The 19,646-nt window shown below is 64.4% G+C and carries 21 protein-coding genes and 1 other RNA gene; 7 read left to right on the top strand and 15 right to left on the bottom strand.

Features of this window, described 5'->3' with window-relative positions:
• Positions 1-39 precede the first annotated feature (39 nt).
• The 13 genes from PH586_RS20750 to PH586_RS20690 form a co-directional block, all read right to left on the bottom strand.
• A complete protein-coding gene (locus PH586_RS20750) occupies positions 40-1,893 on the bottom strand; it encodes a Na/Pi cotransporter family protein (protein WP_271349704.1) in 1,854 nt (617 codons plus the stop codon).
• Between the two features lie 21 nt (positions 1,894-1,914).
• The gene (locus tag PH586_RS20745; RefSeq protein WP_271349703.1) at positions 1,915-2,253 is read right to left on the bottom strand and encodes a multidrug transporter; all 339 of its coding nucleotides are present in this window, start codon (positions 2,251-2,253) and stop codon (positions 1,915-1,917) included.
• 77 nt (positions 2,254-2,330) lie between these two features.
• Complete coding sequence (locus tag PH586_RS20740; protein ID WP_271349829.1) at positions 2,331-2,909, bottom strand: lysophospholipid acyltransferase family protein; 579 nt, start codon at positions 2,907-2,909, stop codon at positions 2,331-2,333.
• A gap of 27 nt (positions 2,910-2,936) precedes the next feature.
• Positions 2,937-3,749 (bottom strand): bifunctional DNA-formamidopyrimidine glycosylase/DNA-(apurinic or apyrimidinic site) lyase, encoded by an 813-nt coding sequence (mutM, locus tag PH586_RS20735; RefSeq protein ID WP_271349702.1) that lies wholly within the window; start codon positions 3,747-3,749, stop codon positions 2,937-2,939.
• A 242-nt stretch (positions 3,750-3,991) separates the two neighbouring features.
• Positions 3,992-4,381, bottom strand: coding sequence for a glycine cleavage system protein GcvH (gene gcvH, locus PH586_RS20730; RefSeq protein ID WP_271349701.1), 390 nt, complete (start codon positions 4,379-4,381; stop codon positions 3,992-3,994).
• A gap of 171 nt (positions 4,382-4,552) precedes the next feature.
• A complete protein-coding gene (gcvT, locus tag PH586_RS20725) occupies positions 4,553-5,650 on the bottom strand; it encodes a glycine cleavage system aminomethyltransferase GcvT (protein WP_271349700.1) in 1,098 nt (365 codons plus the stop codon).
• 205 nt (positions 5,651-5,855) lie between these two features.
• Positions 5,856-7,472: an ABC transporter permease gene (locus PH586_RS20720; RefSeq protein WP_271349699.1), complete on the bottom strand. Its 1,617-nt coding sequence runs from the start codon at positions 7,470-7,472 to the stop codon at positions 5,856-5,858.
• A 134-nt stretch (positions 7,473-7,606) separates the two neighbouring features.
• The gene (locus PH586_RS20715) at positions 7,607-8,608 is read right to left on the bottom strand and encodes an extracellular solute-binding protein (RefSeq protein WP_271349698.1); all 1,002 of its coding nucleotides are present in this window, start codon (positions 8,606-8,608) and stop codon (positions 7,607-7,609) included.
• Between the two features lie 205 nt (positions 8,609-8,813).
• The gene (locus tag PH586_RS20710; RefSeq protein ID WP_271349697.1) at positions 8,814-10,031 is read right to left on the bottom strand and encodes a 2-octaprenyl-3-methyl-6-methoxy-1,4-benzoquinol hydroxylase; all 1,218 of its coding nucleotides are present in this window, start codon (positions 10,029-10,031) and stop codon (positions 8,814-8,816) included.
• Between the two features lie 9 nt (positions 10,032-10,040).
• Complete coding sequence (locus tag PH586_RS20705) at positions 10,041-10,523, bottom strand: DUF4442 domain-containing protein (RefSeq protein WP_271349696.1); 483 nt, start codon at positions 10,521-10,523, stop codon at positions 10,041-10,043.
• Positions 10,524-10,526: 3 nt separating this feature from the next.
• Positions 10,527-11,714, bottom strand: a complete 1,188-nt coding sequence (gene ubiH / locus PH586_RS20700) for a 2-octaprenyl-6-methoxyphenyl hydroxylase (protein ID WP_271349695.1) — start codon at positions 11,712-11,714, stop codon at positions 10,527-10,529.
• A gap of 4 nt (positions 11,715-11,718) precedes the next feature.
• Positions 11,719-13,050 (bottom strand): Xaa-Pro aminopeptidase, encoded by a 1,332-nt coding sequence (gene pepP, locus PH586_RS20695; protein WP_271349694.1) that lies wholly within the window; start codon positions 13,048-13,050, stop codon positions 11,719-11,721.
• A gap of 33 nt (positions 13,051-13,083) precedes the next feature.
• Positions 13,084-13,638 carry a YecA/YgfB family protein gene (locus tag PH586_RS20690; protein WP_271349693.1) on the bottom strand — a complete coding sequence of 185 codons (555 nt, stop codon included), beginning with the start codon at positions 13,636-13,638 and terminating at the stop codon, positions 13,084-13,086.
• Between the two features lie 157 nt (positions 13,639-13,795).
• On the opposite strand from PH586_RS20690, the gene PH586_RS20685 reads away from it, so the two are divergent.
• The 4 genes from PH586_RS20685 (at position 13,796) to PH586_RS20670 (ending at position 15,180) form a co-directional block, all read left to right on the top strand.
• On the top strand, positions 13,796-14,005 hold the full coding sequence (locus tag PH586_RS20685) for a TIGR02449 family protein (protein WP_271349692.1): 210 nt from the start codon (positions 13,796-13,798) through the stop codon (positions 14,003-14,005).
• On the top strand, positions 14,002-14,322 hold the full coding sequence (locus PH586_RS20680; protein WP_271349691.1) for a cell division protein ZapA: 321 nt from the start codon (positions 14,002-14,004) through the stop codon (positions 14,320-14,322). Before PH586_RS20685 ends, PH586_RS20680 begins: the two co-directional genes overlap by 4 nt.
• Before the next feature lie 33 nt (positions 14,323-14,355).
• A non-coding RNA gene (ssrS, locus tag PH586_RS20675) (6S RNA) lies at positions 14,356-14,534 on the top strand.
• A gap of 49 nt (positions 14,535-14,583) precedes the next feature.
• On the top strand, positions 14,584-15,180 hold the full coding sequence (locus PH586_RS20670) for a 5-formyltetrahydrofolate cyclo-ligase (RefSeq protein ID WP_271349690.1): 597 nt from the start codon (positions 14,584-14,586) through the stop codon (positions 15,178-15,180).
• A gap of 41 nt (positions 15,181-15,221) precedes the next feature.
• Here PH586_RS20670 and PH586_RS20665 read toward each other — a convergent pair whose 3' ends face one another.
• The gene (locus PH586_RS20665) at positions 15,222-15,353 is read right to left on the bottom strand and encodes a hypothetical protein (RefSeq protein WP_271349689.1); all 132 of its coding nucleotides are present in this window, start codon (positions 15,351-15,353) and stop codon (positions 15,222-15,224) included.
• 198 nt (positions 15,354-15,551) lie between these two features.
• Here PH586_RS20665 and PH586_RS20660 point away from each other — a divergent pair, with 198 nt between their 5' ends.
• Together PH586_RS20660 and PH586_RS20655 are read left to right on the top strand one after the other, a co-directional pair.
• Positions 15,552-16,001: an EVE domain-containing protein gene (locus PH586_RS20660; protein WP_271349688.1), complete on the top strand. Its 450-nt coding sequence runs from the start codon at positions 15,552-15,554 to the stop codon at positions 15,999-16,001.
• Positions 16,002-16,066: 65 nt separating this feature from the next.
• Positions 16,067-17,908: a sensor domain-containing diguanylate cyclase gene (locus PH586_RS20655; protein ID WP_271349687.1), complete on the top strand. Its 1,842-nt coding sequence runs from the start codon at positions 16,067-16,069 to the stop codon at positions 17,906-17,908.
• A 93-nt stretch (positions 17,909-18,001) separates the two neighbouring features.
• Here the strand turns inward: PH586_RS20655 and PH586_RS20650 are convergent, their stop codons facing one another.
• Positions 18,002-18,415, bottom strand: a complete 414-nt coding sequence (locus PH586_RS20650; protein WP_271349686.1) for a flagellar basal body-associated protein FliL — start codon at positions 18,413-18,415, stop codon at positions 18,002-18,004.
• Between the two features lie 176 nt (positions 18,416-18,591).
• Between PH586_RS20650 and PH586_RS20645 the strand changes: the two genes are divergently transcribed.
• Positions 18,592-19,569, top strand: coding sequence for an NADPH:quinone oxidoreductase family protein (locus PH586_RS20645; protein ID WP_271349685.1), 978 nt, complete (start codon positions 18,592-18,594; stop codon positions 19,567-19,569).
• Positions 19,570-19,646 lie beyond the last annotated feature (77 nt).

The raw sequence follows: 19,646 nt of genomic DNA, 5'->3' as shown, positions 1-19,646 counted from the left end.
CATGGCGCCGGCACGGCTCGCCAAAAAACCTCGGGGGTCTCAATCCGCCCCGATCAGCGGTCCATCCTCGTCCACCAGTTGGCGCAGTGGCCGGAACACTTCGTTACCCTCGCCCTGCCCGAGCAGCAGCACATTGCGCAGGCTCTGGGTGATGCGACTGACATAGCCCAGATCATTCATCAGCGAGCTGGCCTGCTGGCCATTCAGCCGGTGTTCGCGCACCGCGGCGAACAAGCGCTGGCGAAAGGCGCTGTCGAAGTCGGCCGCTCCCTCGTCGAGCAGATGCAGGCGCTCATCCCAGAGCGTATCGGGCAGCTCGAGCTGGCCCAGTTCGCGTACTTCGTGAAGCACCCCGAGCAGGTGCCGACGCAGTTCGAGGTAGCTCTGACGGATACCGCTGTCGTCCTGACGCAGGTAGCGACCGAGATTCTTCTGCAAATGCTTGGCATCTTTCACCGCGTCCACCAGTTGCAGCGCCGCCAGTTGGCAGCTGACCCAGAAGTGCTGATGCGCCTCATCGAGGCTGACTTCCAGGCGACTCATGAAACTCAGCAAGTCGCTGTACACCCCCTTAATGTGCCGCTGGTAGAGTTGCTCGGCGTCCAGCGCCCGCGGATCGGGGCGGGCGCTCAACAGATGTTCGTCCTGGTGACTGCGTTCGAGCTGATCCACCGGCACATAGAGCGCGTGGCAAATCACCTCCAGACTGAGCCGGGCCAAGTGTTGCAACTCCAGCACCACCGCTTGCGCCGCGCTGTCGGCACTGGCCAGGGCGCTTTCGTCCAGGTAACGCGCGTGCGTCGGCTCAGCCGCCGGTTCGGCCACCTCGGTGATCAGCACCCGGGGTTCTTCGCGGTCGGGCAGCCAGCGCTCCAACAGGGCCGCCAGCCAACCCTGCCACGGCCAGAACAAGCTCACGCCCATGGCATTGAACAAGGTATGGAACAGCGCCAACTGAATCAGCAGGTTGCCACCAAGGCCCATCGGCGCCGTCAGCCACTGCACCAGCAGGGCCAATGGCATCAGCAGGGCCAGCGCCAGGACACCGGTGGTCAGGTTGAACAGCACATGCGCCAGGGCCAGTCGCTGGCCGGCGCGGGAACCGCCGAGGGCGCCGATCACGGCCGTTACCGTACTGCCCATATTCGAGCCGATGGCGATCGCCAAGCCCTGCTCCAGCGCCAGCTGGCCACTCGCCAGAGCCGTCAGGGTGAGCATCAGGGTGGCATGGCTGGACTGCAGCAATACCGTGACCAGCAAGCCGACACCTGTAAACAGCAGATGGCCGGCAATGCCGGGCAACTGATAGTGCAGGGGATCGAAGTCGCCGGCCACGCTGGAGAAGCCGGCCTTCATCTGGTCAATGCCTAGAAACAGGAATGCCACGCCCAACACCACCCGGCCGACAGCAGGCCCGCGCGGCCCGGTGAAACTGCCGAGCACGCCAAACACCAGCAGCGGCAACGCCAGGGGGCCGAGACTGACGTTCTGCCCGGCCAGGGCCAGCAGCCAGATACCACTGGTGGTGCCCAGGTTGGCACCAAACAGGATGGCGACTCCCGCCGCTAATTGGATCAGGCCGGTACTGAGGAAGGCGATGGTCAGCAGCGACACCAGTGAACTGGACTGCACCAGCATGGTGGCGCTCACGCCGAACATCAGGCTTTTGAAGGGCGTGGCAGTGCTCAGCGCCAGCAGGTGTTCCAGTTTGCCGCCGGCCAACTGACGCAGCCCTTCCTCGAGACACTGCATGCCGAACAGGAACAGTGCCAGGCCGGCGCACAGGCCAAGCCAACCGGCACTGAACCAGAAGCTCAGGGCCAGCAGGGCAAACAGGAAAATCCAGCTGAACGACCGTAATCGCAGAAGCAGGCTGCTGCCGGCGTCAGGCATTCAGTGCGCGTTCATGGGCAATCACTGACGCTTGTTGTAGCCATCCCCGGTGCACCCCAGGCAGCGCACGAAGGCCGCCTTGCCCGGCTCGACCACCAGGGCCCGGCCGGCATCACCGATACCGCCACCGGTGGCGGCGAACGGCAACGCCACGACAAATACCCCGGCACCGATCACGGTAGCGGCGATCAACAAGGGACGGGCAATCAGCAAATCCGCCACCATCGAGAAGGCGCCTGGCGCCTCGGCGGTGTAGAGCGGATCGCCACTGGAATTTTGTACCACTTCCGCCTGTGCCGGCAGCGCCAGCAAGCCAGTGGTCAGCGCCAGGACAACAGCGGTTGAGCGAAACAGTTTCATCGGGGCGATCCTTCAGCTATTAGGAGGCAGTGCCAGTAACTATAACAGCGCTCTTGAAATTGTCAGCGTGACGTCCGTCAATCGCCAAGAAAAGCGTACTCGGGTTTTTTCGGGATATACGGCCGGAAGAAGGCGAAAATTTCCTTGAGATCGGCCGCCTCGTCGCCCGTGGGCCAGAAGCTCGGGCCAATCACCACGCGGCGCTGCTGATAATCCAGAGCGCAGAGCACGATGGGCACACCGGCGCCTTGCGCTATGTGGTAGAAGCCCATTTTCCAACGGGAAACCTGCTTGCGCGTGCCTTCGGGCGACAGCACCAGGATGAACTGCGCGTGCTCGCGAAAGGCCTGCACCGCCTGCTCAACGGTGTTGTGCTGACGATCGCGAAAGATCGCCAGACCGCCCCAGGCTCGCATCAGGGCGCCAAACGGCGGCCGAAAAATCGTTTGCTTGCCAAACCAGCGCACATTCAGGCCCAGGACGAACTTGACCGCGATAAAGATCACAAAGTCCCAGTTCGACGTATGGTGCGCACCGATCGCCACGAACTTGTCGAGCTTCGGCAACTCGCCTTCGATGCGCCAGCCCATCAGTTTCAGGACGCCACGTCCCAGCCACTCGGTCAGGCGGTTGCGCGGCGGGTAATTAGCGGACATCTCGGCCATGGCGGTTCTTGCCGCCTGTCAGCGCTGGCAGCGCGGACAGTAGACACTGGCGCGCTGCCCCAGCTTGAGCTCACGCAGGCTGGTGCCGCAGTTCTTGCAGAACTCGCCGCCGCGGCCATAGACGAACAACTCCTGCTGGAAATAGCCCGGCTGGCCATCACCGCCGACGAAGTCCCGCAGGGTGGTGCCGCCGCGCTCGATGGCATGAGCGAGGATGCGCTTGATCTGTTCCGCCAGGGTCATGTAGCGCGCCCGGGAAATCGAACCGGCTTCGCGCCTTGGATCGATACCCGCGGCGAACAACGCTTCGCTCGCATAGATATTGCCGACCCCGACCACCACCGCGTTGTCCATGATGAAGGGCTTGACCGCCATCGAACGGCCACGCGACTGCTGATACAAGCGCTCACCGTCGAACGACTCGGTCAGCGGTTCCGGACCGAGCTTGCTGAGCAGCACGTGATGCCAGGGATCAGTGCTCCAGAGCAGCGCGCCGAAGCGCCGCGGGTCGGTGTAGCGCAGGGCCAGGCCGGACGCCAACTCGATGTCGACATGCTCATGCTTGGCCGCCGGTAGACCGCACTCGACCAGGCGCAGGCTGCCGGACATGCCCAGATGACTGATCAGGCTGCCGGTCTCGGCCTTGATCAACAAGTATTTGGCCCGCCGTTCGACACACTCGATGCGCTGGCCGGACAAGCGCACATCCAGGTCTTCCGGGATCGGCCAGCGTAAACGACGCTCGCGCACAATCACCTGGGTAACCCGCTGCCCCTCGAGAAAGGGCGCGATACCGCGGCGGGTGGTTTCGACTTCAGGTAGTTCTGGCATGGGCAATCAATCGGGCAGACAGGGGGATAGCGGGTGTCTACCTTAGCAGGAAACCGCCCCTAGCCTGGCGTTGGCGATGCCGCGCAACAGTCAGGCAACGGACCCAGGACGAGCATCCGCAAGAGGATCAAGGGCGCGTGCAATGACCAGGGCTCGACATCGCGATGCTCTCCATCGCTTCGGGCAAAACCGCGCCCCCTGCGCGCCAGCCAGCCCGACTGGGCCGGTCTGGCGCGAGCCGATCAGGCGTCGTCGCCGGCAGTTGCCTGGTAGGCGGTCGCATCGAGCAGCTTGTCCAGTTCGCTGACGTCGCTTGGCTTGAGCTTGAAGAACCAGCTGGCATAGGGGTCGCTGTTAACGCTCTCGGGACTGTCGGCCAGATCTTGGTTGATCGCGATGACTTCACCACCCACCGGCGTGTAGATATCGGATGCGGCCTTGACCGATTCCACCACCCCGGCCTCCTGCCCGGCCGCCAGGGTCTTGCCGACTTCCGGCAGCTCGATGAATACCACGTCGCCCAAGGCTTCCTGAGCGTGATCGGAAATACCGACGGTGACCGTGCCATCGGCTTCCAGGCGAGCCCATTCGTGGCTGGTGGCGTAACGCAGATCGGCGGGGATAGTGCTCATGTGTCGTTCCTCGTAAGACATGACGGCGACCGCGCCGTCAGGAGAATTTAGCAGGGGTTGGTCATAGCGAAAGCAAGTCATTGCAACCATAGCGTACACAGCCGCACCCAGCGGGTGGCGGCGCGCCCGAATCCATCCGGGTTACAGGCGTGACGCAGCCTGCAGTCGCGTTCAGATCAGGGCCTTGCCATGGCGAACAAACATCGGCTTGACCACCCGGACCGGATACCATTTACCGCGAATCTCGACTTCGGCGCGCTCGCCCGTGGCGGTCGGTACGCGCGCCAGGGCGATGGACTTGCCCAGGGTCGGGGAGAAGCTGCCGCTGGTAATCTCGCCCTCGCCCACGCCGCCAACCCGCACCACCTGATGGGCGCGCAGCACGCCACGCTCCTCCAGCACCAGGCCGACCAGCCGGGACTGGACACCAGTACTGTTTAGTTCTTCCAGCACCTTGCGTCCGACAAACTGGCGCCCGGCCGGTGCCCAGGCGACGCTCCAGGCCATGTTGGCCGCCAGCGGCGTGACGCTCTCATCCATATCCTGGCCGTACAGGTTCATCCCGGCCTCCAGGCGCAAGGTGTCGCGCGCGCCCAGGCCGATCGGCGAGGTGCCGGCGCCGACCAGATCATTGAAGAACGCCACGGCCTGATCAGCCGGCAACATGATTTCCAGGCCATCCTCACCGGTATAGCCGGTGCGGGCGATAAACCAGTCGCCTTCCGCCAGGCCCTGGAACGGCTGGAGCTCGTGGATCAGGGCGGCGCGGGCCTGGGTCACCAGTTCACAGGTCTTGGCGCGGGCATGCGGGCCCTGAATCGCGAGCATGGCCAGTTCGCTGCGCTCATTCAGCTCGACGGCGAAGGCGCCGCTCTGCTGACGCATCCAGGCCAGATCCTTGTCGCGGGTAGCGGCATTGACCACCAGACGATAGCCGCGCTGCCCCTCGGCCGCGTCGGTGAGGTAGACGATCAGGTCGTCGATCACCCCACCTTGTTCGTTGAGCATGGCACTGTACAGGGCCTTGCCGGGGAAGTGCAGACGCTCCACGTCATTGGCCAGCAGGTGTTGCAAATAGGCCTTGGCCTGACTGCCGGAGACATCGATCACGCACATGTGGGAAACGTCGAAGACCCCGCAGTCGCGACGCACCTGGTGATGTTCCTCGACTTGCGAGCCATAGTGCAGCGGCATATCCCAGCCACCGAAATCGACCATCTTGGCACCTAACGCGAGGTGCAGGTCATAGAGAGGGGTGCGCTGTCCCATGGGTGTCTCCTTCCGGGCTTGGCGGGGCTGCGGGCCAGTGCTGAAGCCGGCTGCGCCCTTGGCATCAGGGCACTGGCACGGGCTGTCGTAATGACGCTTCGCAGCGAATGGCGCGCATTGTAGCCGCAAGACCGCGGCGGGTCATCTTGGCCGTAGGGCGTACTCGCGCTGCGGTACGCCGCATCGACCGGCGGCCCGGCCGGCCCTAGCCGGTCCGCCGCGCCGAACGGCGGATCAGCAGGATCACCGGCAGCAGGCCGACCAGCACCAGGGTCAGGGCCGGCAGCGCGGCGCGCGCCCATTCGCCCTCGCTGGTCATCTCGAACACCCGCACCGACAAGGTGCCCCAGCCGAAGGGGCGCATCAGCAGGGTCGCCGGCATTTCCTTGAGCACATCGACGAACACCAGCAGCGCCGCCGACATCGCCCCCGGCACCAGCAGCGGCAGGTAGACCCGAAAGAACAGGCCGATGCCGCCAACCCCCAGGCTGCGGGAGGCTTCCGGCAACGACGGCCGGATCCGCGCCAGGCTGTTCTCCAGCGGGCCGTAGGCCACCGCCATGAAGCGAATCAGATACGCCAGTAACAGGGCCGACAGGCTGCCGAGCAGGATCGGCTTGCCGGCGCCACCGAGCCAAGTGGACAGCGGAATCACCAGTTCGCGGTCAAGCACACTGAAGGCCAGCATGATTGCCACCGCCAGCATCGACCCCGGCAACGCATAGCCGAGATTGGCCAGACTGACGGTCGAGCGCATCAACCGAGTCGGTGTCAGACGACGGGCAAAGGCCAGCAACAAGGCCACACTAACCGTGATCAACGCGGCCATGCCGCCGAGGTAGAGGGTGTGCAGAATCAGGGCGGTGTAGCGCTCGTCCAAGTCGAAACGGCCGCGCTGCCAGAACCACACCAGCAACTGCAGCACCGGAATCACGAAACCACAGGCGAACACCAGGCCGCACCAGGCGCTGGCGGCCAGGGCCTGGCCACCCTTGAGGTGATAGAGCGCCTTGACCCGGGGCCGCTCGTTGGCCGGGCGCACGGCGCCGCGGGCACGCCGCTCGCCATAGAGCACCAGCATCACCGCGAGCAACAGCAGGCTGGCCAGCTGGGTGGCACTGGTCAGGCTGTAAAAGCCGTACCAGGTCTTGTAGATGGCCGTGGTGAAGGTATCGAAATTGAACACCGAGACCGCGCCGAAATCGGCCAGGGTCTCCATGATGGCCAGCGCCAGGCCGGCACCGATGGCCGGCCGCGCCATCGGCAGGGCCACCCGCCAGAATGCCTGCCAGGGGTTCTGCCCAAGCACCCGCGCCGCTTCCATCAGGCCCTTGCCCTGGGCCAGAAAGGCATTGCGCGCCAGCAGGTAGACATAGGGGTAGAACACCAGCACCAGAACGATGATCACGCCACCGGTGGAACGCACCCTCGGCAGGCGCAAGCCGGCGCCCAACCAGTCGCGCAGCAAGGTTTGCACCGGCCCGGCAAAATCCAGCAGGCCGACGAAGACAAACGCCAGAACATAGGCCGGAATGGCGAAGGGCAGCATCAGCGCCCAATCCAGCCAACGCCGCCCGGGAAATTCGCAGAGGCTGGTCAGCCAGGCCAGGCTGACGCCGAGCACGGTAACCCCGACTCCGACCCCGAGCACCAGCATCAGGGTATTGCCGAGCAGGCGCGGCAACTGGGTCTGCCACAGGTGCGCCCAGATCTGCCGATCCACCTCATGCCAGCTGAACAGCAGCACGCTCAACGGCAGCAACACCAGCAGGGCAACGGCAAAGGCGATGGGATACCAGCGACGCTGGGAAGGAAGGGCCACGCAGAATCCTCGAAACTGTTTTCTCGACGGCATATACACAACGCCCCGGACTAAGCCGGGGCGTGGAGTATAACTGCAGCCTTGAGCAGGAAGCCGAGTCGAACCTGCCGTTAGCGCTCAGACACTGACCTGAATCAGTTCCAGCCGGCGCGATCCATCAACATGATCGCTTCGGCCTGACGCTTGCCGGCCACCTCCAACGGGATGCTGTCGGCCTTGAAGCTGCCCCAGGCTGCGACTTCGGCGGACGGCGCAATCTGCGGATTGGCCGGGAATTCCTGGTTGAGGCTGGCGAACAGCCCCTGGGCTTCCTCGCTGGTCATCCACTCCAGCAGCTTCTGTGCCGCCTCGGCGTGCGGCGCGTGGGCGGTGACACCGGCACCGGACAGGTTGACGTGCACGCCACGGTCAGCCTGGTTCGGCCAGAACAGCTTGGCTTTCAGATCCGGCTGCTGCTTGTGCAGGCGGCCGAAGTAGTAGGTATTGACGATGCCAACATCGCACTGACCGGCATCGATCGCCTGGATCAGCGCGGTGTCGTCGGGGAACACGTCGGTCGCCAGGTTGGCGACCCAGCCCTTGATCAGCGACTCGGTCTTCTCGGCGCCGTGGGTTTCGATCAGGGTGGCGGTCAGCGACTGGTTGTAGACCTTCTTGCTGGTGCGCAGGCACAGGCGGCCTTCCCAATTCTTGTCAGCCAGGGCCTCGTAGGTGGACAGCTCCTGCGGCTCGACCCGCTCGGTGGAGTAGACGAGGGTCCGCGCGCGCAGCGACAGGCCGGTCCAGGCGCCGGTGCTGGAACGATACTGAGGCGGAATATTGGCCTCGATCACCTCGGACTTCAGCGGTTTGAGTACACCCTGCTGCTCGGCCTGCCAGAGGTTGCCGGCATCCACGGTGATCAGCATGTCGGCCGGGGTGTTCTCGCCCTCGGCTTGCAGGCGGGCCAACAGCGGCGCTTCCTTGTCGGTGATGAACTTCACCTCGACACCGGTCTTGGCGGTGTAAGCATCGAAGACCGGTTTGATCAGTTCGTCGATACGGGCGGAGTAGACCACCACTTCATCGGCAGCCTGGACGGCGCCGGCCAGCGCAGTGAGGGTGAGAGCGGCAAACAAACGCTTACTTACCTGCATGGATCTTGCCTCTTAGAGCGAAGGTGAGTCGAGACATCAAATAATAGTGAATGTCATTTCGTTTCTCAACCATTGTTCGCTGCCCGTGCATAGTCCGCCATGACCTGGGTCAATCCTTGCCAACCTTTTAATCCGCAACCCCGCGCACCGCGCCGCTCCGGCGCAGCAACGGCTGACCCAGAGGCAGGGAGCGGTGGCGACGGTTTCAGGCGCGTGCCAGCTCCGGCAAATCGCCACTGAGGCCCAGCGCCTGGCGGACGAACAGCGCCTTGGCCTCGGGCAATTCATCGACCCAGTTGAGGCCAGCGTTGCGCAGCCAGCGCAGCGGTAATGGATCGGCCTGGAACAGCCGCTCGAAACCCTCCATCGCCGCCATCATGGCCAGGTTATGCGGCATGCGCCGACGCTCGTAGCGGCTCAGCACGCGCTCATCGGCCAGACGCTCGCCACGCGCCAGGGCATGCAGCAGCACCTCGGCCAGCACGGCGGCGTCGAGAAAGCCCAGGTTGACGCCTTGCCCGGCCAGCGGGTGGATGCTGTGCGCGGCATCGCCGATCAGCGCCAGGCCATCTTCGATGTAACGTTTGGCGTGGCGCTGGCGCAACGGGATGCACAGCCGCGGATCGGCGTGCAGCACCGCGCCCAGGCGATGCTCGAAGGCCTTGCCCAGTTCGACACAGAAACCGGCGTCGTCCAGCGCCATCAGCCGTTCGGCCTCGCTCGGGGTGGCCGACCAGACGATCGAACACCAGTGCTCGCCAGCGGGGCCGGCCAGGGGCAGGAACGCCAGCGGGCCGTCATCGGTAAAGCGCTGCCAGGCCGTGGCCTGGTGCGCCTCGGCGCAGCGCACGCTGGTGACAATGGCATGGTGCAGGTAATCCCACTCACGGGTGGCGCAACCGGCCAGGCGGCGCACCGCAGAATTGGCGCCATCGGCGGCGACCAGCAAGGGCGTACGCAACTGGCGGCCGTCTGTCAGGGTCAGCAGCCAGTCGTCGCCGGAGCGGCGCAACTGCTCCAGGCGGGCGTTGTTCAGCAGGCCGACATTGCCGTCGTGCAGACGCTCGAGCAAGGCGTCCTGCACCACACGGTTCTCGACGATATGGCCGAGCGTCTCGGCATGCACGCTGGCCGCACTGAAGTGAATCTGCCCGGTACCGGAACCGTCCCACACCCGCATCTCGGCATAGGGACTGCTGCGGCGAGCGGCGACGCCCTGCCACACGCCGAGCCGCTCGAGCACCCGCTGACTGGCGATCGACAGCGCACTGACCCGCGGCTCGAAGGCTGCGAGAGGGTCGAACGGCTTGACGCTGAGCGGTCCGCCGTCGATCAGGAGAATGTCCAGGCCCTGCTCTTGCAGGGCCAACGCCAGGGCGCTGCCGACCATACCGGCACCGACGATGATCAGATCCGCACGCATGTTGATTCCTTAAACTGCCTGTCGGGCACGGGGCTTGAGCCGCACGTACAAGGTCTTGTGCACCCGCGCCACCAGGGTTCCGGCGCCGTCACGCACCTCGACCTGCAGCTCGGGCAGGTATTTGTCACCAGCGGCGGTCTGCTCACGGATGTCCTGCAACAGTTCGTCGCCGACGCCGAAGTCGGCGTACACCGCCCCCTTGCCCGGCGCGATGAAATCGATGCTGGCGGCCTTGTCCCAGACGATATAGTCGCGCCCGAGGTTCTCCATCAGCATCAGCATGAAAAACGGATCGGTCATCGAATACAGACTGCCGCCGAACTGGGTGCCCACATAGTTGCGGTTGTACCAGCCCAGGCCCATCCTGACCTGCACCTGACGGAAGTCCGCGCTGATATGCCGCACCCACACCCCGGCGCCCAGGTAGGGCGGATAGATATTCATCGCCCAGCGCAGCAGGCGCGCCTTACGCGCCAAACGGCGAGCCGTCATGGCCTAGCGCTCCACACGGGTGCCCAGGCCCATGGCCTGGCGGGCGAACCAGCGCTTGGCCGGCGGCAGCAGGTCCAGGCCCAGCAGGCCCAGGCCGCGCCCGGCGGCCAGCAGCGGTTCACCACTGCTGAACAAGCGGGTGACCTGATCGGAAAACCCCACGGTCAATTGCTGGTCGACCCGCTGCCGCTGCAGATAAGCCTGCAAGGTGGCCAGATCGCCCAGCGGCGCACTGCTGGCCTGAAGCGTCTCGGCCAACGCCAGGGTGTCGCGCAGGGACAGGTTGTACCCTTGTCCCGCAATCGGATGCAGGCTGTGCGCGGCATTGCCGAGCACCACCAGATGGGCGCGCACCTGCTCTTCGGCCGCGGTCAGCGCCAGCGGATACAGGTGCCGCGCGCCAACCTGGCGCAAGGCGCCGAGGCGATAGCCGAAGGCCTGCTGCAATTCCGCGAGAAAGCCTGCCTCGTCCAGCCGCAGCAAGCGCTCGGCATCTGCCGTCGAGCGAGTCCAGACCAGCGCACAGCGCTGGTCCGCCAGCGGCAGCATGGCCATCGGCCCCTCGGCGGTGAAGCGCTCGAAGGCCTGCCCCTGGTGATCGTCCTGCGGGCTGATATTGGCGATCAGCGCACTCTGGCCGTAAGGCTTGTGGCTGACGCCAATGCTCAACTGCTCGCGCAGGCCGGAGCGGCCACCATCGGCCAGAATCGCCAGGTCGCATGCCAGGCTGGACTCATCATCCAGGGTCAGTCGATAACCGTGCTCCTGCGCATCCAGGCGAGTCACCTGCACCGGAGTGCGCCAACTGACCACCTGTGGATCCAGGGCCTGCCACAGGCACTGGCCCAGCCAGGCGTTTTCCACCACATAGCCCAGCGCCGGCACGCCCTCGTCCTGGGCGCTCAGGCGCGCCGCGGCAAAGCGGCCGCGATCGGAGACGTGGATCTGCCGTATCGGTTCGGCGCGTTCACTGATGGCCGGCCACAGGCCAAGGCGCTGGTAGATCAGCCGCGTGCCGTAGGACAGCGCGGTAGATCGCGCATCGTAGCTCGGCTGATAGCCTTCGCCCGGCGCAAAAGGCTCGATCAGGCTGATGCGCCAGCCGCGTACCTTGGCCTCGCCCTGCAGAGCCAGGGCCAGGCTGGCGCCGACCAGACCGCCACCGATGATTGCCAGATCGACTCGCTGCATGGGTTCAGGCCGCCACTGTGGGGGCGGCCATCAGCGCCTCGATCTCGGCGACGGTTTTCGGCACGCCCAGGCTAAGCACCTCGCAACCGTTCTTGGTCACGACCACGTCATCTTCGATGCGCACACCGATACCGCGCCATTTCTTCGCCACAGCGGTGTTGTTCACCGCGATGTAGATGCCCGGCTCGACGGTCATGGCCATGCCGACTTCCAGCACCCGCCACTCGCCACCGACCTTGTAGTCGCCGACATCGTGCACGTCCATGCCCAGCCAGTGGCCGGCGCGGTGCATGTAGAAGGGCTTGTAGGCCTCGGCGGCGATCAGCTCGTCGACCTCGCCCTGCAACAACCCCAGCTCGACCAGGCCGGCGGTGATCACCCGCACCGTGGCCTCATGGGCTTGGTTCCAGTGCTTGCCGGGGGCGATGTGCTTGAACGCCTCTTCGTTGGCGGCCAGCACCAGCTCGTAGATGGCTTTCTGCTCAGGCGAAAACCTGCCGCTGACCGGAAAGCAGCGGGTGATATCGCTGGCGTAGCAGTCGATCTCGCAGCCGGCGTCGATCAGCACCAGGTCACCATCCCTGAGCGGCGCATCGTTCTCGTGGTAGTGCAGGATGCAGGCGTTCTTGCCGGCCGCGACGATCGAGCCATAGGCCGGCATCTTCGCCCCGCCCTTGCGGAATTCGTAATCCAGTTCGGCTTCCAGGTGAAACTCATGCAGGCCGGCACGGCTGGCCTGCATGGCGCGCACATGGGCGCGCGCGGAAATCTGCGCGGCCTCCTTCATCACCTTGACCTCGTTGGCCGATTTGTACAGGCGCATGTCGTGCAGCAGGTGGTCGAGGGCGACGAACTCGTTGGGCGGTTGCGCACCTTGACGCGCCTTGGAGCGGATCACGTTGATCCAGTCCATCAGGTGCCGGTCGAACGCCTGGTTGGTGCCCATGGCGTAGTACACCCGCTCGCGGCCTTCGATCAGGCCGGGGAGGATGTCGTCGATGTCGCTAATCGGGAAGGCATCGTCGGCACCGTAGTGGCCGATGGCGCCGTCCTGACCGGCGCGCAGGCCATCCCACAGCTCGCGTTCGGGATCGCGTTCGCGGCAAAACAGCACGTATTCGCCGTGTTCGCGGCCGGGAATCAGCGCGATCACCGCCTCCGGCTCGGGGAAGCCGGAGAGGTACTGAAAGTCGCTGTCCTGGCGGTAGACATGCTCGACGTCGCGGTTGCGGATGTACACCGGTGCCGCCGGCAGAATGGCGATGCTGTTGGGTTCCATCTGCGCCATCAACGCCTTGCGCCGACGGGCGTATTCCGACTTGGGGATGCTGGTCATGGGCAGGCTGGATCCATTTCTAAGGCGTGAAAATCAGTGCAGCGACGGTTTGGCGGCTGCGGCTACAGGTTTGCTGCATTCACTGAACAGCAACAGCGGGGCCACCCGCAGGTATTCCATCACTTCCATGTAGTCGTTCTCGCCATCCTCCGAGTCCTCCAGGGCATTCTGCACCTGGGCTATGGCCGAGAGATCCTGCAGCACCTCCATCGCTTCGGCACTCAGGGCGCTGTCACCTGCGGTCAGGCCGAAGCCGCCGAGAAACCCCTGGCACCACTGGCCCAAGGCAACGGCACGCTCGCGCAGCGGCGCGTCATCGGACGGCAACAGCAGCACCACAGTGACCTCGTCACCGGACAACTCGCCCTTGACCATCTCCTGCAAACCAATCAATGCCTGGCGCACATTGTCTTGCGGCGCGGCGCCGAGCAACTCGGCGGCATCCACCAGCCAGGCGTCGATATCGAAGCCGGCGCCAGCACAACTGCGGCCCAGCAGCAGGCCATGCAGCTCGGCCGGGGAAACGGGATGACCGCTGCTGGCGAGCAGGGCGGCGAAAGCGGTATAAGGAGAACTTGAAGTCGGCATAGATCACTAGGCGCCAAGCGGCGCAATCACTAGAATGAAGGTCTCGTATCCTAGCACCGGCAGGCGCGCCAAGACCATCCAAGGCCGGCGCAAGGTTTGACCTCATCCCGGTACAAGCCTATATAGTCCGGTCAATCCTTGCCCTTTGCGAGACCCCATGGAAGACGTCGACCTGCACGCCCTCACGACCAAGCTGGACCAGCTGATCCAGCGCGTCGAGCAGCTCAAGGCCCGCAACCGGGTTCTCCTGGCCAATGAACAGGCCTGGCGCGAGGAACGCGCCCATCTAATCGAAAAGAACGAAATGGCCCGGCACAAGGTCGAATCCATGATTTCGCGCCTCAAAGCCCTGGAGCAGGACTCATGACCCAGTCGAATACCGTAACCGTGCATATCCTGGACAAAGAATATTGCATCGCCTGCCCGCCGGGCGAACACAGCAACCTGGAAAGCGCCGCGCACTACCTGGACGGCAAGATGCGCGAGATCCGCAGCAGCGGCAAAGTCATCGGCGCCGACCGCATAGCGGTGATGGCCGCACTGAACATCACCCACGACCTGCTGCACAAGCAGGACAACCTGGACCAGCAAACGAGCTCGACCCGCGAGCATGTGCGCGACCTGCTCCAGCGCGTCGACCATGCCCTGGCCAACGATGAAGATGACAATGGCCAAGCTCGCTGATTACGCCGCAGTGGTTTCAGGTATACTGGCCGCCGCTCCCTGGAGTGTGCGCCAGTTGGTGATGTCCCTGAGCCGATACGCACAAACCCGGGGGTTGCCTATTGGGGCCGGTGTGCATGTCCGCCTGACGGAAAGCCTTAACGCCTCATGCAACCTCCACCTTGAACTTTCGGGTTCAAGGGCTAAGCCGACAGCGGCACGTCGGGGAGTCTTCCTTTCACATCTGCGGCCCTCTGCCGGCAACAGGTGCCACGCCTGATCATGCTCGACTCAACCGACCTGACCCGCCCGCAATTGCGCCGCCTGCTGCGGCAAAAGCGCCGCGCCCTCAGCGCTCAAGCGCAACACCGGGCCACCCGCCAGCTGTACCGGCAACTAGCCCAACACCCGTTGTTTCGGCGCGCCAGGCATATCGCCCTGTACCTGCCCAACGATGGCGAAATCGACCCTACGCCCCTGTTACGCGCGGCTCAGCGCCGCGGCAAGGCCACCTACCTGCCGATACTCAACCGCTGGCCGCGCAGCAAGATGGTGTTTCAGCGCGTGCATCCGCACGAGCCCCTGAAACCCAATCGCTTCCGCATCCCCGAGCCGCGCCACAATCGTGCACAGCAACGCAAGGTATGGGCACTGGACCTGGTGTTGCTACCGCTGGTCGGCTTCGACCGCCACGGCGGACGCCTCGGCATGGGCGGCGGTTTTTATGATCGCAGCCTGGCGTATCGCGGAGTGCGCAAAAAATGGCACAACCCGACCTTATTGGGCCTGGCGCATGAATGTCAGCAGGTCGATCGGCTGGCACTGGCCAGCTGGGATGTGCCGCTCAAGGCGACGGTGACGGATAAGGCGTGGTACTGAGCTGCATTGGTGGCACCGCGATCCCTGCGGCGCATGGCGGATCAAGGCTGCCGGGTGACATTAACGGGCACATCACCCTGACGCTCCCACTGGCTCTGGGTGTAACCCGTAGTGACCACACCCAGACTGAACAGCACGACTAATACCCACAAAAGATCTGGTTTACGTTTCATTGGATGCCTCCCCCTTCGAGGCATGCTGCGCACGGTGGACCGGCGGCTTTATTTTTATCGGCCGTAATAACTGTCTGGCGCAAAGGCCCGCATTGTCTGCCTACTGCCACGACCAAGCAATTTCTGGCGCCAAACGGTCGTCAGCTGCGCGTACGACCATCAGCACGCAGCAAAGACCGACTTTACGGAGCAAAGTTCATGCCTTATTGGCTGATGAAATCGGAACCCGACGAACTGTCGATTCACGACCTGCAGCGCCTCGGCCAAACTCGCTGGGATGGCGTACGCAATTATCAGGCGCGCAACTTCATGCGCAGCATGCAGATTGGCGATCAGCTGTTCTTTTATCACTCCAGCTGCCCAGAACCGGGCATCGCCGGCATCGCCGGCATCAGCAGCCTCGCCTATGCCGACCCGACGGCGCTGGATCCGCACAGCCATTACTTCGACGCCAAGGCCCGCGAAGAGAAAAACCCCTGGAGCGCGGTCGACGTGACCTTTGTCGAAGCCTTCAGCCGGGTCATCCCCCTGGCTGAACTGAAGGCGCAAAGCGCCTTGCTGGAACTGCCCTTGGTACACAAAGGCAGTCGCCTGTCGGTGATGCCGGTCAGTGCCGAACAATGGACGGCAATCCTCGCGCGTCGCTGAGCGAACCCTGGCGCAGTGAACCGGCACTGTGCTATGACATGAGCGACTCTTCGCGGATCCTGTCTATGCTGCGCTCTCAGTCTTCTTGGGCCACTCGCTTGGCGCTGGCAGCCTTGCTCCTGGGCCTGTGCCTGGCCAGCCTGCTGCTCTGGCAGCGACTGCTGTCCGCTCAGCAGGAGCGTGTCGCCGAACGCGTCGACTACCAGGCGCGCAGCCTGGCCCGCCAACTGGAAGCCAGCCTGCACGATCAGGTCGACGGCCTGCGCCGCATCGCCCTGCAGTGGAATCACCGCGGGCGCATCCCGATGGACGAATGGCTGCTCGACTGCCGTTTCTCGCTCGAGCGCTTCAAAGGCTACCAGGCGATCGAATGGCTCGGCGCCGACCTGGCGATGCGCTGGATCGAGCCCCTGCAGGGCAACGAAGCGGCCCAGCAATTCCGCCTGACCCCGGCCCACCCCAACTTCAACCTGGCCATTCGAGCCAAGGCTTCGGGCGAACCCCGCTTCTCCAACAGCTTCGCCCTGCTCCAGGGCGGCCGCGGCTTCATTCTCTATACCCCGCTGTATATCCGCGACGCACAGCAGGCGCGGGTATTCGACGGTTTCCTGCAAGGGGTGTTTCGCGTCGAGCGCCTGATGGACGAATTGCTCATTCCTCTCAACAACGGCGACTTCAGCGCCTACCTGCTGGAAGCGGGCAGACCGATCTACAGCCACGAACAGCCCAATACCCTCGACGCCCTGCAGCAGGAGGTACCGCTGGACCTGCTGAACAACCAGAATTTTGCCCTGCGCCTGAAACCCACCGAACAGCTGGTGCAACAACTGGCCACCCCCCTGCCACAAGTCGTCCTCGGCGCCAGCCTGACCATCAGCGTGTTGCTGGTCGCGGCCCTCGGCCTGGCGCTGAGCAATGCGCGGCGCGCCAGCGCCCTGCAAGCTGGCAACCGGCGCCTGAACGCCGAACTGGAGCAGCGCGAACAGATCGAGCACGTGCTGCGCGACAGCCGTGAACGCCTGCAACTGGTACTCGACCTGACCGACTCCAGCCAAGACGGCCTGTTCATCATCGATCCGCAGAGCCGCGACATCCTGTACATGAACCAGGCCACCTACAGCCGCCTGGGCTACAGCGCAGAGGCCTTCCGCGAACTGCTCAAGCAGGATCCGGATCAGCTGCTGCCGGGCTACCACGACTGGCTGGAGGGCGTGCGCCTGGCCCAGCAGAACAAGCTGCCGAGCATCTTCCAGCAGAAGATGCTCCGCCACGACGGCAGCGAACAGGCCGCGGAGATCAGCGCACAACTGGTGCGGGTCAACGATCACGAATACCTGATCGGGGTAACCCGCGACAATAGCCAACGCCTGTTGTTCGAAGCGCAGCTGCAACGCCTGTCGCAGCAGGACGGTTTGACCGGCCTGTACAACCGGCGCTTTTTCGACAGCCAACTCAACAGCGAGTGGCGCCGCTTGCGCCGCCAAGGCACTGCGCTGACCCTGTTGATGCTGGATATCGATTATTTCAAGAGCTACAACGACCAACTCGGCCATCTGGCTGGGGACGATGCGCTGCGCCAGGTTTCCGAGGTCCTGCACACGAGCCTGCAGCGCGAGGGCGACAGCGCCTGCCGCTATGGCGGTGAGGAATTCGCCATCATCCTCGCCGATACCGGACTGGAGGGTGGCCTGCATGTCGCTGCACGGGTTCAGCAACTACTCGAAGCGCTGAACCTCGCCCACCCGACCAACCCGCTGGGGCGCCTGACCCTGAGCATCGGCCTGGCGGTTGTCGAGCCAGGCAGCGGTGAGTCGCCGGACCTGCTGGTCGCACACTGCGACCAGGCGCTTTACCGTGCCAAGCACCAAGGCCGCAACCGCATCTGCGTCTGGCAGGGCGAAGCATGAGGCCAGGTGTCCGGCCCGGGAGGCCAGCGCACCCCATGCTCACGCCCCTTCGGCCGCAAAGCTGCAGCCTCGTGGCCGTCTTGTGCGCAGGCGTTACTGAATGATCAGGTTGTTGAACAGCAGATCGTCCACCAGCGGCTGGCCTTCTTCCTGAGTGATGACGTCCTGCACCTGCCTGAGCGCTTCATGGCGCAGCGTCTCCTTGCCGCCGGTCGCCCCGATGCTCGCCTCGGTCTGCTGGGAAAACAGCATCACCAGCTGATTGCGAATCAGCGGCTCGTGGTGTTTGACTTTGGCCTCGGCCTCAGCGCCGCTGACCCGCAACGCGATGTCCGCCTTATAGAACTTGAGCTTGGGTCCCGAACCGAAATTACCCACCAACGCCGGCACCAGACTGACATAGGCAACCGTCGGCGGCGCGCCCTCTTGCGCTTCTTTCTCCGCGTCTTCGGCGAATGCCACCACGGGCAGGGACAGGGCCAACAACAGTGCGATCCAGACTTTCACAGGGGGTAATCCTCCACAGGGGCGCCTAGCATAGCCATAGCTGGGCCGCAGCCCAAGCCCTGGCCGCGTGAAATAGCCCCCAGACTTATGCCGCGCCATCAGACACGACCATGCTCGTTGACCGAACGCCCCTCCCCTCTACACTGCAAAACCATCATCCGCAGAGGAAACGCCCGATGAAAGCCATGCTGTGCAAAGCCTTCGGCCCCGCCGAAACCCTGGTACTGGAAGAAGTCGCCAGCCCCGAAGCGAAGGCCAACGAAATCCTGCTCGAGGTGCATGCAGCCGGGGTCAACTTCCCCGACACCCTGATCATCGAGGGCAAATACCAGTTCAAGCCACCCTTCCCCTTCTCCCCCGGTGGCGAGGCGGCGGGTGTGGTGGCGGCGGTGGGCGAGAAGGTCAGTCACCTCAAGGTCGGTGACCGGGTGATGGCCCTGACCGGCTGGGGCAGCTTTGCCGAGCAAGTCGCGGTACCGGGCTACAACGTCATACCGATCCCGCCGAGCATGGACTTCAGCAGCGCGGCCGCCTTCGGCATGACCTATGGCACCTCGATGCACGCCCTCAAGCAGCGCGCCAACCTGCAACCGGGCGAAACCCTGCTGGTGCTCGGCGCCTCCGGTGGCGTCGGCCTGGCGGCGGTGGAAATCGGCAAGGCCATGGGCGCCAAGGTGATTGCCGCGGCGAGCAGCGCAGAGAAGCTGGCCGTGGCCAAGGCCGCTGGCGCCGACGAGCTGATCAACTACAACGACAGCAACCTCAAGGATGAAATCAAGCGCCTGACCGGCGGCCAGGGGGCCGACGTGATTTACGATCCAGTGGGTGGCGACCTGTTCGATCAGGCCATCCGCAGCATCGCCTGGAATGGCCGCTTGCTTGTGGTCGGCTTTGCCAGCGGACGCATCCCCGAACTGCCGGTCAACCTGGCCCTGCTCAAGGGTGCCGCCGTGGTCGGGGTATTCTGGGGCTCTTTCGCCCAGCGCCAGCCGCAGGACAACGCCGCCAACTTCCAACAGCTGTTTGCCTGGCATGCCGAAGGCAAGCTCAAGCCGCTGGTCTCGCAAACCTTCCCGCTGGAGCAGGCCGCCCAAGCGATCGACACCCTCGGCCAGCGCAAGGCCGTGGGCAAGGTGGTGGTGCAGGTACGCTGAGCCAACGGGTGGATGCCCCCTAAATGGCCCGACGGTGGATTGGTACCGCCCGGTCCACCCTAGCAGCCTGTCGGACC

Source organism: Pseudomonas aestuarii, assembly GCF_027988105.1.
In the GTDB taxonomy this organism is placed as follows: domain Bacteria; phylum Pseudomonadota; class Gammaproteobacteria; order Pseudomonadales; family Pseudomonadaceae; genus Aquipseudomonas; species Aquipseudomonas aestuarii.
This window is presented reverse-complemented; position numbering and strand designations above follow the sequence as displayed.

Excerpts from the sequence above, each read along its gene's own strand:
- PH586_RS20740 (WP_271349829.1), bottom strand. The coding sequence starts at position 2,909 with ATGTCCGCTAATTACCCGCCGCGCAACCGCCTGACCGAGTGGCTGGGA.
- pepP (WP_271349694.1), bottom strand. The coding sequence starts at position 13,050 with ATGACCAGCATCCCCAAGTCGGAATACGCCCGTCGGCGCAAGGCGTTG.
- PH586_RS20665 (WP_271349689.1), bottom strand. The coding sequence starts at position 15,353 with ATGAAACGTAAACCAGATCTTTTGTGGGTATTAGTCGTGCTGTTCAGT.
- PH586_RS20655 (WP_271349687.1), top strand. The coding sequence starts at position 16,067 with ATGCTGCGCTCTCAGTCTTCTTGGGCCACTCGCTTGGCGCTGGCAGCC.
- PH586_RS20660 (WP_271349688.1), top strand. The coding sequence starts at position 15,552 with ATGCCTTATTGGCTGATGAAATCGGAACCCGACGAACTGTCGATTCAC.
- PH586_RS20670 (WP_271349690.1), top strand. The coding sequence starts at position 14,584 with ATGCTCGACTCAACCGACCTGACCCGCCCGCAATTGCGCCGCCTGCTG.
- ubiH (WP_271349695.1), bottom strand. The coding sequence starts at position 11,714 with ATGCAGCGAGTCGATCTGGCAATCATCGGTGGCGGTCTGGTCGGCGCC.
- gcvT (WP_271349700.1), bottom strand. The coding sequence starts at position 5,650 with ATGGGACAGCGCACCCCTCTCTATGACCTGCACCTCGCGTTAGGTGCC.
- PH586_RS20685 (WP_271349692.1), top strand. The coding sequence starts at position 13,796 with ATGGAAGACGTCGACCTGCACGCCCTCACGACCAAGCTGGACCAGCTG.
- PH586_RS20645 (WP_271349685.1), top strand. The coding sequence starts at position 18,592 with ATGAAAGCCATGCTGTGCAAAGCCTTCGGCCCCGCCGAAACCCTGGTA.
- PH586_RS20680 (WP_271349691.1), top strand. The coding sequence starts at position 14,002 with ATGACCCAGTCGAATACCGTAACCGTGCATATCCTGGACAAAGAATAT.
- PH586_RS20710 (WP_271349697.1), bottom strand. The coding sequence starts at position 10,031 with ATGCGTGCGGATCTGATCATCGTCGGTGCCGGTATGGTCGGCAGCGCC.
- PH586_RS20715 (WP_271349698.1), bottom strand. The coding sequence starts at position 8,608 with ATGCAGGTAAGTAAGCGTTTGTTTGCCGCTCTCACCCTCACTGCGCTG.
- PH586_RS20690 (WP_271349693.1), bottom strand. The coding sequence starts at position 13,638 with ATGCCGACTTCAAGTTCTCCTTATACCGCTTTCGCCGCCCTGCTCGCC.
- mutM (WP_271349702.1), bottom strand. The coding sequence starts at position 3,749 with ATGCCAGAACTACCTGAAGTCGAAACCACCCGCCGCGGTATCGCGCCC.
- PH586_RS20750 (WP_271349704.1), bottom strand. The coding sequence starts at position 1,893 with ATGCCTGACGCCGGCAGCAGCCTGCTTCTGCGATTACGGTCGTTCAGC.
- PH586_RS20705 (WP_271349696.1), bottom strand. The coding sequence starts at position 10,523 with ATGACGGCTCGCCGTTTGGCGCGTAAGGCGCGCCTGCTGCGCTGGGCG.
- PH586_RS20745 (WP_271349703.1), bottom strand. The coding sequence starts at position 2,253 with ATGAAACTGTTTCGCTCAACCGCTGTTGTCCTGGCGCTGACCACTGGC.
- gcvH (WP_271349701.1), bottom strand. The coding sequence starts at position 4,381 with ATGAGCACTATCCCCGCCGATCTGCGTTACGCCACCAGCCACGAATGG.